Raw genomic sequence first — 12,721 nt, 5'->3', positions numbered from 1 at the left:
CAATAGCGTCCAATGGTTAAACAGCTCTTTGTTCTGCTATTTATTACAATCGTTATGATACCAAGCTGAAGTTAGTTAACCGTGGTGACTACGAGTTAAATAGTGGCATTAACTGTGCTTCTTGCTGCTGTAGACTTTGATAAATAGTTAACTGATTTATAGCGCGATCAAGGTTGTGAGTTTGATACTTAACCCCGAAATAAGTATCGCCATTTAAATAATCAGTTAAAAACCGTACACCAAGCATTAATGACATCACTTTAGTCCCTAGCCATAAACTGCGTTTTTCTAGCGGAGTAATAATGCCACCTAGAGATTCTATGTACGATGTTGCTGCTGCAATAACAATCTCAGGTCGGGCATATACATTGGTTAAATTGGTTGAATCTTCTGTCTCTGGAGAGCAAAAAGCGCGTACCATATCACCAAAATCATACATCAAATATCCTTTCATGCAGGTATCTAAGTCAATAATGGCCATGCTGGACATGTCTCGGTTATCAAATAGCATATTATTGATTTTTGTATCGTTATGACATATTCGAATCGGTAATTCGGCTTCGTATTGTACCAATGTTGCCAATAAATCTGTTTGTGACAAACACAAACCGACCCAATCTTTACAATGACTGAATCGATTATGAGTGTCACCAGCCTTTGCCTCACGCAATTGAGCCATTCGTTGAGGTAAATTCAAAAAGTTAGGGATAACATCGGCAATGCAACTAGGGTTCAAATCACTTAACGCTTCAGCAAAATGCCCAAACGCCTCAGCCGCCAACTTAGCTTGATTTAGTGTATCAACCACTTCAATTGTAGTGCTATGAGGTAAGTAATCTATTGCTCGCCAAAAGCCTTGTTCGCCTAAATCCAAGTAAAGTGTACCTGCTACAGTGGCTATTGGGCTAACCACTTGTAATGGATAATGCTGCTGTTGGCGTTTAATCAGTAAGTGCTGGCTAATATTGGCAGCATTTTGAATGACCACTTTGGGGTCGGTAAATATTTGGGTATTAATACGCTGCAACACCAACGATTTTGATTCATCACTCACCAAGAAGGTTTGATTAATATGGCCATTACCCAATGGATAAAGCGTACTATGTTCACGACTAAAACCAAACTGAGGTAATACATTTTTACGGATAAAATTGACCAATCAAAAACTCCAAATCATGTTCATCAAAGCCAGAGATAACCAACGTTTTCTTCTGTTTGGTTATCTGACTAATGGTTACTGGCTTAGTATCATTTCAAATTGAGGGTTTTGCATTAATGTTGCTTGGCTGCCCTTTAAACTAAATTCATAACCACACAACTTAAAGTTACCTCTAAGTGCTACATGATTAACAATGGCATTTTTATCCAGTGGGGTAAATCTAGCTTCACTGGCACCATCGTCTAGTAAATCAACCGTTATTGGTCGGTAACGGCTGCCGTCATTAAATTCAAGGTTGGCACAGGTTTTATCGCCTATTGCTGTCGCTAAACGCCATAAATTTTGTTTATCGCCACTTTCACCTAGCCAGCGCACGATAAGGATTTCACCCTCTAAAGCGAGCCAAAATCCATCAGGCAATTTGACCATTTGTCGAATGCTGGCTTGTTGTTGATTGCTCATATCATCAACATGCTCAGTTTGTTCTGTGCCGTCGCCAGAAAATACACTAATTAAAGCAAAAACCAAATACACCACTATACCAACTGCAATAATAGCCGCAGTGATTTTACCGATTAAAATCAGCTTTGTTTGGTGTAACTTAGCCACATTCAGCCAAGATTTTGCAAGTTCAGTAATCGACCCTGATTGCAACGCATCTTGATCTACATAAAGAGGCTGATGACTACGTTCAGACGACGTAGAAAATGAATTGACCGGATCATATTCTGTTGCCGTATCAAACTCTTGCTCCATGTGTGTGCCAGCTTGCTCGAAACTTGTTTGCGGCTCCACATCATCATTAAATTGCTGCTTGTGTCTCTCAGCAGAATTCGAATGAGTTGAACCTGTAAAGACGACTTCATCAGCCGACTCTATCGATGGGAAAGTGCTCTCAGGCTGATCATGAACAGGCATAACCTGCCCTTTCATTACCGGTTCTTGTCGATGATAAACCGAGCCCGAAATGGATATTGGTACCATGCTTGGTCCATAATATCCTTGCACATAGTTAATAGAATTTTTAGCAGGTAAGAATGCTAGATAGCCACCACAAGCCAGGCCAAACAAAAACACTCCTGCTAGTGCGCCAAAAGGCGCCATAAAGTAGCTCAATATGCCAAAAATCAATACAGGAACAACACAAATCGCAGCCAATTTAATCGACTTATTGGCATCATTTAAGCGACGCACAGCCGACAAACCCACGGCAGGCATTACTGCTAGCGTCACAATCCAATTAATTACACTTGCCGGAAATACAACAGCAGCGACTATTAGCAACAAAAATGCAGCTAAAATAATTCCCATTAACCTTAAGCCTGTGTCACGACCATCTCGGCACAGTAGGGTTTTTACAGACATCAATCATTCCTATTCATTTACAAAAAAATCAAAAAAACAGCTGGCTACATAACAGAATGAGTCGGTGATTATCGTGCGTTATTACTACACAAATGGATTGTTTTCATCATCAAAATCGACACCCGCTATTAATAGCGCAAAGCCTACAGAATTTATCTTATAAAGCCATACCCAACCTAGCTTTTGCGTTACTTTTTTATTCATTATTGCTTAAGTCACTTTTAAGCAATCCAAGAGTTGATTTCATTAATCTAATAGCTATTTGAGCATTTTAGACCTAACACCAATATCTATCATTGCGCTAGCATAACCCCACAGTTAACGAGTATAATATTAAGCTTTCTTAATGAATAATCGGATGAGAAACCCTTTTTATGAGCACTCGTGGAAATCTTTTTATTGTGTCAGCCCCTAGTGGCGCAGGTAAATCATCACTTATATCAGCACTATTAAAAGATAAACCCAGCGATAAACAGGTTTCAGTGTCACATACGACCCGCAAACCTCGTCCAGGCGAAGTCGATGGACAACATTATCATTTTATTACTGTTGAACAATTTAAAGCACTAATTGCCCAAAATGCCTTTATTGAATGGGCCGAAGTTTTTGGCAATTTTTATGGCACTTCCAAGCTCGTCATCGAACAAACCTTAGATAAAGGTATCGATGTATTTCTTGATATTGATTGGCAGGGCGCAGAACAAGTAAAAAAATTAATGGAAACGGCTATTGGAGTGTTTATTTTACCGCCGTCTAAAGCTGAGCTTGAACGTCGTTTAACTGGCCGAGGTCAGGATAGTCAGCAAGTGATTGATTCGCGCATGGCACAAGCCGTTTCGGAAATGTCACATTATGCGCAATACGAATTTATAATTGTAAATGATGATTTTGATAACGCGCTAGCCGATTTAAGCGCCATTATTCGCAGTCAAAGGCTAACCTGTGCTAGTCAGCAGCATGCGCAAAATGATATGATTGTTGATCTCTTGGCAGATTAATTGTCATAGTGTACAATTTTGCGTCATTTTTTCCCATAGATAACACTGGAGTTTCAACACATGGCTCGCGTAACTGTAGAAGACGCCGTAAATAAAATCGGCAACCGTTTTGATATGATCCTGGTTGCAGCGCGTCGTGCACGCCAAATCGCCGTCCAAGGTAAAGAACCTATGGTTGATGAGATGAATGATAAACCAACGGTTGTCGCTTTACGTGAAATCGAATTAGGTTTAGTCACCTCAAACACTTTAGATGCTGATGAGCGCCAAACTGTTCGTGAACGTGAAGCTGCTGAAATTGCCGCTGTCGCAGCCATTGCAGAAGGCCGCGTTTTATAAGGAGTAGCGCCACTTGTATCTGTTTGAAGGTCTAAAAGAGTCAGCATCCAGCTATTTAGAGCCGGATCAAGTAGAATTACTCAAGCAGGCCTATTTGGTTGCGCGTGATGCCCACGAAGGGCAAATGCGCACAAGTGGCGAGCCTTACATTACCCATCCGGTTGCGGTTAGCCGCATCTTGGCAGACATGCGTCTCGATCACGAGTCGCTTATGGCTGCCTTGCTTCATGACACCATCGAAGATACTCCTGTCACCAAAGAAGAACTCACAGAGTTATTTGGGGTGGCGGTTGCAGAACTGGTGGAAGGTGTTTCAAAACTTGATAAAATCAAGTTTCGTGATAGAAAAGAAGCCCAAGCGGAAAATTTCCGTAAAATGATGATGGCAATGACTCAAGATATTCGAGTTATCCTCATCAAGTTGGCTGACCGAACTCACAACATGCGCACACTGGGCTCACTTCGCCCTGATAAACGTCGTCGTATTGCTCGCGAAACCCTAGAAATCTACGCCCCAATTGCTAACCGATTAGGTATTCACAATATCAAAATCGAACTTGAAGACTTAGGTTTTCAAGCCTATTACCCTATGCGACATAGAGTGATACGTGATGTTGTCAAAGCAGCTCGTGGTAATCGTAAAGAATTAATTAACAGTATTGAAGTAGCCATTGAAACACGCCTTGAAGAAGCTGGGATCCCCACTAAAGTCAAAGGTCGTGAAAAAAACCTCTATTCGATTTATCGAAAAATGCGCAGTAAAGAACTGCAATTTCAAGAGGTCATGGATATCTATGCGTTCCGAGTTATCGTTGACTCTATTGATACCTGCTATCGCGTGCTCGGCGCTATGCACGGATTATACAAGCCGCGACCAGGACGTTTTAAAGATTATATCGCTATTCCCAAAGCCAACGGTTATCAATCATTACACACATCATTATTTGGCCCTCATGCGGTTCCTGTTGAAGTGCAAATTCGTACTGAAGAAATGGATCAAATGGCCGACAAAGGTGTTGCTGCGCATTGGATGTATAAAAACAATACCGATACGGCTCAACAAAGCACTTCTCAAGTTCGTGCTCATAAATGGATGCAAAGTTTGCTTGAGTTACAGCAAAGTGCAAGCAGCTCATTTGAATTTGTTGAAAACGTTAAAACTGAATTATTCCCTGAAGAAATCTACGTATTTACGCCAGAAGGTCGCATCTTAGAATTACCGGTCAATGCCACTGCCGTCGATTTTGCCTACGAAGTACATACTGATGTGGGCAATACCTGTGTTGGCGCACGCGTTAATCGTCAAGCATACCCGTTGAGCCAACCATTAATTTCTGGGCAAACAGTTGAAATTATTACCGCCAAAGGTGCTCGTCCTAATGCAGCATGGTTAAACTTTGTCGTAACGGGTAAAGCTCGTGGTAAAATTCGTCAGGTATTAAAGAGTCTTAAAGGCGATAACGCTATCGCATTAGGTAAGCGTTTATTAAACCATGCCTTAGGTGATACAAAGCTTGAAACCATTCCTGCCGAATTACTTGAGAAAGTGATCAAAGAAACCAAACACACATCTTTAGACTCGCTGCTAGCAGATATTGGCTTAGGCAATGCCATGAGCATTGTGATTGCCCAGCGCTTGGTAGGTGAGCAGTTTGATTCGCAAGATAGCAATAAAGAAAAACCACAAATGCCAATTCGTGGTGCTGAAGGTATGTTGGTCACTTACGCCAATTGTTGTCGCCCAATCCCTGGCGATGCTGTCATCGCCCATGTAAGCCCAGGCAAAGGCCTGGTAGTGCACATGGAAAGTTGTGCCAATATTCGCGGCTATCAAGGCGAGCCTGATAAGTATATTTCAGTACACTGGGACAACGTAGAAGGCGCAGAATACCAAGCAAATCTACGGGTTGAAATTGTAAACCATCAGGGTGCGTTAGCTAAAATCACGTCTATCATCGCATCAGCTGGATCTAATATCCACAATCTCAGTACCGAAGAACGTGATGGCCGTGTGTATTTGATTAATTTACGTATTTCAGTTAAAGATCGTGTTCATCTTGCAAACGTTATGCGCAGAATACGTGTTTTACCTGAAGTATTACGCACATCGCGTAACCGCTAGTCACTGATAACAATAAAGAGAGCACACACTATGGCTGAAAAAATTATCATCGCAACCGACACAGCTCCACAAGCTATTGGCACTTACTCACAAGCAGTTAAAGTCGGTAGTACCGTTTATCTTTCAGGTCAAATTCCGTTAGATCCAAAAACCATGACCATGGTAAGCGATGATTTTGCAGAACAAGTCGTACAAGTGTTCGAAAATTTAACCGCGGTATGTGAAGCTGCTGGCGGAAGAATGAGTGACATCGTTAAACTCAATATCTTCCTGACCGATTTATCTCATTTTGCCACTGTAAACGAAATAATGAGCCGTTATTTCCAACAACCTTACCCTGCTCGTGCCGCCATTGGCGTCAAAGAGTTACCAAAAGGATCATTGGTTGAAATGGACGGAATCATGGAAATATAAGTACAGCTGTACGATATTTTCTTAAGGTGCCTAGGGCGCCTTTTTTATTGCCTATGGTTTCCCCACAGTAGAGTATTTGCTCAATATATATTGTTTATTCAGTAAATTCTGCTAACGTGTTGATTGTGTTACCTAGCACACATATTGTGCAATTGTTTGCGCCAGCGCACAAAAATGGCCATACTAAGTTTACGTAATACGATAGGTATTAGACCCACAATAACAATAAAGAACATGGAAGCGTCGATGGAAAATTTAATTAAAACTCCTGTTGAGATGTTGTCTCATTGGGTAGATACGCAAGGTGACAAAGTTTACCTTCGCCAGCCAATTGGCGGTAAATATGTTGATTTCACATGGCGTGAAGTGCAGCAGAAGATGCAACAAATTGCAGGTTCACTGCGTCATTTGGGTTTAGAGCGGGGCGACAAAATTGCTGTATTATCGAAAAACTGTGCTGAGTGGTTTATTGTCGATTTAGCATTAATGTACGGTGGTTACATTAGTGTGCCTGTTTATCCAACCGCGAATGCCGAAACCATTCGTTATGTGCTCGAACATAGTGGTGCTAAAGCTATCTTTACCGGTAAGCTCGATCACTGGGCTGAACAAGAAGCCGCGGTTGGCGGTGAAATTCTCCGTTTAGCCATGCCATATGAAACAATGCCGGCTCAATACCATTGGGAACAGCTATTAAAGTTAGGACAACCGCTTGTTGATGAGCAGTTCCCAACTGCAGATCAAGTCATGACCCTGATTTACACCTCGGGTTCAACTGGCAAACCCAAAGGCGCGATTCAAACCTTTACCAGCTATGGTTGGGCCTGTGAAGCGGTTGTTCGTGATTTACAAACTAATACTACTGACCGACTACTATCTTACTTACCTCTGGCACACATTACCGAACGTGTGGCCATTGAAGGTTCGTCATTTTACTCTGGGGCAACGGTTTCTTTTGTGGAAAGCCTCGATTCATTTGTTGATGATATTCAACGCTGTCGCCCAACGGTGTTTTTCTCGGTACCGCGTTTATGGACAGTATTCCAATTAAATATCATCAACAAAATTGGTGAGAAAAAACTCAAAACCTTACTCAAGTTGCCTATTATTAGCACTATTGTTAAACGTAAAATTAAGAGCGGTTTAGGACTCGATCAATCTCGCTTAAACGGTTCTGGCTCTGCACCAATCCCACCATCTTTGATTCAATGGTACAACAACATTGGCATTGATATTTGTGAAGCATGGGGCATGACCGAAAACTGTGCTTACTCGATAATCAATTACCCATTCAATGCCAAGAAGATAGGCACAGTTGGCCGTCCAGTTGAAGGATGCTTAGTCCGTCAAACTGAAGAAGGTGAGTTGTTGGTCAAAAGCCCTGGCTTGATGAGCGGCTATTACTTACAAGACGAAGCCACCGCAGCTGCATTTACTGAAGATGGCTTTTTCCACACTGGCGATTTGTGTGAAATTGACGCAGACGGTTACATCGACATTACCGGACGCGTTAAAGACAACTTCAAAACCTCAAAAGGTAAGTATGTTGCTCCAGTGCCGATTGAACGTAAATTGGCTCAAGACACTCATGTAGATTTAATTTGTGTTATCGGTTCAGGTTTACCACACCCCATCGCGTTAGTGCAGCTTTCAGAAGGTTCAAAACTTCAGCCTCGCGAAGAAGTAAGAACATCATTAAAAGAGACTCTCGATGGTGTTAATCCACATTTAGAGTCACACGAACATGTTGATGCCATCATCGTCGTCAATGATGAGTGGACCATTGAGAATGATGTGTTAACTCCGACGTTAAAAATTAAACGTCATGTACTGGAAAAAGCTTTTACCGCCAAAGTAGACGGTGTTCGCGGCGCCAAAGTACGCTGGGAAGACGAGTTGTAATAATCAGCTAACGATTATCTACCTTCAAAAAATACACGCAATATGCGTGTATTTTTTTGACATATTCTGTCAATATACGCGCCATCAACTATGCAGCGTTAACAATATTGTTGCGCACCATTTATTAGGCAGAAACTCGAATGTTCATTGCGTTATCCATTATCGGCGGTTTTATTATTTTAACCATTGGCGCTGAAGCTCTTGTGCGCGGAGCCAGTGCCGTAGCGCTGCGATTGGGCATTGCCCCACTTATTATTGGCTTAACCATTGTGGCATTTGGTACCAGCGCCCCTGAATTAGCCGTTAGCGTTAAATCAGCATTAGCAGGCAATCCAGGTATAGCCTTAGGTAATGTCGTCGGCTCCAACATTGTCAACATTGGTTTAATTCTAGCTATCACCGCTCTTATTCGCCCTATTACAGTGCAATCTCAAATGGTGAAACGCGACATCCCTATCATGATTGCCGCTTCGGTATTAATGTGGTTTTTGCTGCTTGATGGTGAAGTGAGCTTTATCGACGGTGCCATTTTATTCAGCGCGCTTGTTGGCTATTTAGTTTTTAGTTATGTCAGTGCCAAAAATAATCCAGAAGACCTGGATGTTGATGCCAGCCCGCAGCACCCTGGCTTATCCATCGCATTAATTATTGCAGGTATCGCAATGTTAGTTGGTGGTGGCATATTATTTGTTGATGGTGCAGTCGATTTAGCCAAACAGTTTGGCATTAGCGAAGTCATTATCGGCTTAACCATTGTGGCTATTGGCACCAGTATGCCAGAGCTTGTCACCTCGGTGATGGCAGCTCTTAAAGGGCAAAGCGACATTGCCATCGGTAACGTTGTAGGTTCAAATATTTTCAACGTACTCGGTATTTTAGGTGCAACAGCATTAATCCACCCTGTTTCCGCAGCCGGATTTAACGAAATCGATTTTATCGCCATGTTGATCTTCGCGTTCATGGTATTACCGTTTGCTTGGAGTGGCTTACGTATTGGTCGTCGTGAAGGTAGTGTTCTGTTAGCTGGTTACCTTGGCTACACCAGTTACTTGGTGATGCAAGTGGTTTAAGTTAACGACAATATTACTCATACTAAGGCCGAATATTGATTCGGTCTTTTATTAACAAGTTCTGAAACTGCACTCACATTTAAGATGTACTGCTGAAAATAAATGACATTTGTCATCTTCAATTGATGACCTTTATGTCTAAGAATATCCTCCGTCTATCACCATACTACACCTATCCCAACAACATATTGATTGGGGAAAACGTAAATGGAGATAGCCATGAAAACCTTACTACTGATCACCAGCTTAACCTTAGTCAGCCACACTAGCTTTGCTAATATTAGCGATATTGATGCTGCAGCCAACACAATGAACATCACTGAACTTAGTCAATACAGTGAACAGGCTATTGATTATGAAAAAGCCTATGCTGATTATCGCCTAGCCATCACAGCCAACATCATCGGCCAACGTCAACTCGCTACAGATTCATTAAACAATGCTCAGCACACACTAGAATCCCTTTTAGTCCAAGATCCATCTGCAGACCAGCAAGCTCTACTTGCTGCGGTATACGGAATGCAAATCTCGTTTGATAATAGTAAAGGTACCGTATTAGGAATGAAAACGGCGCAATTACTGCAACAAGCAAACGATCTCGAACCTAACAATCCGCGAGTCAGCTTAGTGCGAGCAATTAATGCATTTTATACCCCAAGCGTATTTGGTGGCGGCCTCGACAAGTCGCAAACATTAGCAACCCAAGCAATTAGTCAATTTGGGCAGCCTTGTAACGAAATCTGTTGGGGACATGCAGAAGCCTATACTTGGCGCGGACTAGCGAAACAAGAACAAGGCGACTTAAAAGGGGCTTTACAAGATTGGCAAACCGCCATTGAGGTTGACCCTCAGTATGGTTGGGCAACATATCTGTTAAACCAACAAACAGTAAAGCAGTAATCGACCAGTTTATTATTACTCGCATAGGTTTTAGTTAGCGCGCAGTTACTCTATGATTAACTGCGCTAGGAGGCACAATGACATCTTGTTTATCATCTAATCATGAAAAAAGTTACGAGCAAAGAACCGCTTGGGTTTACCTCATAAACTTAGGTTTTTATTTTATTCCCTTGTATTTTATGGCCGGTCAATGGTTAAAGATTTCGATCGCGATCGGATTATTAGTGCCCTTTATTATTGGCTATTTCTGGGCTTATAACAGTAGCAAAGAGCAAGCTCTCAAACCCATTGGGTTAATGTTTCTGTCAGCCATAGCGTCATCATTCGTCACCAGTGGTGCAATATCACTATTCAGTTTTTGCTGTTTTTTTATTGGTTTTTTCTACTCACTTCGCACTGCAATATTGAGTTTTATCGGACTGAGCATTTTGCTTTTAGTCATCGATATTAGCATGGGTTACACAGGCTACTTTTTTACTTTTTATGGTATGGGAATTTGTTTAGGGGTGGGAGTGTTTGGTGTGATTGAACAAAATCGCCAACGAATAAAACGCCAGCAACAACAATCAAAAGATGAAGTCGCCAATTTAGCCACCGCATTAGAGCGCGAGCGTATTGGTCGCGATTTACATGATGTTATGGGACATCACTTAGCAGCAATCGCCTTAAAAGCTGAACTGGCAGACAAGCTCATTGCCTCAGGTAAAATCGACCAAGCGCAACAGCAAATTCATCAAGTGAGCGTGATAACTCGAGACTGTTTAAGCCAAATTCGCCACACGGTATCGGGCTATAAACATCAAGGGTTAACCCAAATGTTAAACACCTTAGCCAATACGTTAAGAGATAACGCTATTGCTGTCAGCATAGAAGGTACATTCCCTAAACTCAGTGAACTCATGGAATCGCAAATCAGCTTGCTGCTAACTGAGTTGATTAATAACACCATAAAACACAGCCAAGCGACACATTGCACCTTGTGTATTGAAACAAGTCAAGACTGGCTCAAACTCAACTTTATCGAGAATGTGCCGGTTAAAACCATCACCAAAGGCAACGGATTAACAGGCATCCAAGAGCGAGTAACCTTGTTACATGGCACAATCGACTATCAATTGATTCCCCATTATAAAGTGAGTATCCAATTGCCACTAAGTGAGTCCGTTAGATGAAAATTCTATTAGCCGAAGATCAAGCTATGGTAAGAGGCGCCCTCGCCGCGTTGCTCACATTAGCGTGTGATAGCCTAAATGAAATAGAGATTGTCGAAGTCGAAGACGGCGATAAAGCGATGCAACAACTTAAAACAGATTCATTTGACCTGTTACTCACCGACATTGAAATGCCGGGTAAGTCAGGTTTAGAGCTGAGCCAATGGTTACAACAACAGCGCAGCCAGACTAAAGTGATTATTTTGACCACCTTTGGCCGAGCCGGTTATATCAAACGAGCATTAGAATACGGTGTCGGTGGTTTTTTATTAAAAGACGCACCGTCTGAAGACTTAATTAATGCGATTAAACAAGTGATGGCGGGTAAACGAGTTATCGATCCAGAATTAGCCTTCACCGCTATTGGTGAAATAGATCCTCTCAACGACAAAGAAAGACGTGCATTGCGCCTAGCAAGCGAAGGCTTATCAACTAGCGATATTGCCAGTCAGTTGTTTATTGCAGAAGGCACAGTACGAAACTATTTGTCAGAAGCCATTAGTAAACTCAATGCCAGCAACCGAATTGATGCCGCCAGAATAGCCAAGCAAAAGGGTTGGTTGTAATTAGTGGCTTAATATTGCCTTGTATTCAAAGTCTGCTAAGATACCTTAAACATCTGTATATAATTACAGTGATTTGAGATTGATAGCTTGAAATCACTATGGTTTTTACATCTTTAACAATCAATTTAGGTGAGCACAATTTGCTACGACTGGATCTTGTTCCGATCACCGACCTTAAAGGCGTTGCTAAAAAGGTTGCGGAAAAACTGGCTAAGTTAGGTATTAAAACAGTACAAGACGTACTGTTTCATTTACCGCTGCGTTATGAAGACCGTACGCAAATCCATCCTATTGCCGCATTACCTCCTGGCAGTTATGGCACCATCGAAGCAGAAATTCAGTCGACTCAAATCATGCAAGGTCGGCGGCGCATGTTAGTGTGTAATGTGCACGATCACAGCGGAATGATGAGCCTGCGATTTTTTAATTTTTCTATGGCACAACGTAACGCCATGGAAAATGGAGCCAGCATTCGGGCTTACGGTGAAATACGCCGCGGCAATCATCATAAAGAAATTGTTCACCCGGAATATCAAATTATTCATCCTGGTGAATCCGTCACATTAAGCGACACGCTGACGCCTATTTACCCGACAACAGAAGGGGTAAAACAAGCCAGTTGGATAAAATTGACCGAGCAAGCCTTGGCAATGTTAGACCAAGGTGGATTACCCG

Annotated in this window: 12 protein-coding genes; 10 read left to right on the top strand and 2 right to left on the bottom strand. The window is 42.0% G+C overall.

Annotation, left to right across the window (positions count from 1 at the left end; all coding sequences use genetic code 11):
* Nucleotides 1–88: 88 nt before the first annotated feature.
* A complete protein-coding gene (locus CXF78_RS04790) occupies nt 89–1,159 on the bottom strand; it encodes a phosphotransferase enzyme family protein (protein ID WP_102036137.1) in 1,071 nt (356 codons plus the stop codon).
* A 75-nt stretch (nt 1,160–1,234) separates the two neighbouring features.
* A complete protein-coding gene (locus CXF78_RS04785) occupies nt 1,235–2,524 on the bottom strand; it encodes a DUF805 domain-containing protein (RefSeq protein WP_011635856.1) in 1,290 nt (429 codons plus the stop codon).
* 374 nt (nt 2,525–2,898) lie between these two features.
* Between CXF78_RS04785 and gmk the strand changes: the two genes are divergently transcribed.
* The 10 genes from gmk to CXF78_RS04735 form a co-directional block, all read left to right on the top strand.
* On the top strand, nt 2,899–3,522 hold the full coding sequence (gene gmk / locus CXF78_RS04780; RefSeq protein WP_102036136.1) for a guanylate kinase: 624 nt from the start codon (nt 2,899–2,901) through the stop codon (nt 3,520–3,522).
* Between the two features lie 60 nt (nt 3,523–3,582).
* A complete protein-coding gene (gene rpoZ / locus CXF78_RS04775) occupies nt 3,583–3,861 on the top strand; it encodes a DNA-directed RNA polymerase subunit omega (protein ID WP_011635854.1) in 279 nt (92 codons plus the stop codon).
* Between the two features lie 13 nt (nt 3,862–3,874).
* Nucleotides 3,875–5,983, top strand: coding sequence for a bifunctional GTP diphosphokinase/guanosine-3',5'-bis pyrophosphate 3'-pyrophosphohydrolase (spoT, locus tag CXF78_RS04770; RefSeq protein ID WP_011635853.1), 2,109 nt, complete (start codon nt 3,875–3,877; stop codon nt 5,981–5,983).
* 30 nt (nt 5,984–6,013) lie between these two features.
* Complete coding sequence (locus CXF78_RS04765) at nt 6,014–6,397, top strand: RidA family protein (protein ID WP_102036135.1); 384 nt, start codon at nt 6,014–6,016, stop codon at nt 6,395–6,397.
* Nucleotides 6,398–6,643: 246 nt separating this feature from the next.
* Complete coding sequence (locus CXF78_RS04760) at nt 6,644–8,299, top strand: AMP-binding protein (protein ID WP_102036134.1); 1,656 nt, start codon at nt 6,644–6,646, stop codon at nt 8,297–8,299.
* A gap of 140 nt (nt 8,300–8,439) precedes the next feature.
* Nucleotides 8,440–9,369: a calcium/sodium antiporter gene (locus CXF78_RS04755; protein ID WP_102036133.1), complete on the top strand. Its 930-nt coding sequence runs from the start codon at nt 8,440–8,442 to the stop codon at nt 9,367–9,369.
* Nucleotides 9,370–9,588: 219 nt separating this feature from the next.
* Nucleotides 9,589–10,269 carry a tetratricopeptide repeat protein gene (locus CXF78_RS04750; protein WP_180957050.1) on the top strand — a complete coding sequence of 227 codons (681 nt, stop codon included), beginning with the start codon at nt 9,589–9,591 and terminating at the stop codon, nt 10,267–10,269.
* 77 nt (nt 10,270–10,346) lie between these two features.
* The gene (locus tag CXF78_RS04745) at nt 10,347–11,441 is read left to right on the top strand and encodes a sensor histidine kinase (protein WP_102036131.1); all 1,095 of its coding nucleotides are present in this window, start codon (nt 10,347–10,349) and stop codon (nt 11,439–11,441) included.
* Nucleotides 11,438–12,046 (top strand): response regulator transcription factor, encoded by a 609-nt coding sequence (locus tag CXF78_RS04740; protein ID WP_011635847.1) that lies wholly within the window; start codon nt 11,438–11,440, stop codon nt 12,044–12,046. Before CXF78_RS04745 ends, CXF78_RS04740 begins: the two co-directional genes overlap by 4 nt.
* Nucleotides 12,047–12,186: 140 nt before the next feature.
* Nucleotides 12,187–12,721: OB-fold nucleic acid binding domain-containing protein (locus tag CXF78_RS04735; RefSeq protein ID WP_257984842.1), on the top strand; the 535-nt coding region annotated here is incomplete at its 3' end.

The sequence above is a fragment of the Shewanella sp. 11B5 genome, assembly GCF_002836795.1.
GTDB classification, from domain to species: Bacteria; Pseudomonadota; Gammaproteobacteria; order Enterobacterales; family Shewanellaceae; genus Shewanella; species Shewanella frigidimarina.
Note: the sequence above shows the minus strand (reverse complement) of the source record. Positions and strands in the feature narration are given on the sequence as shown.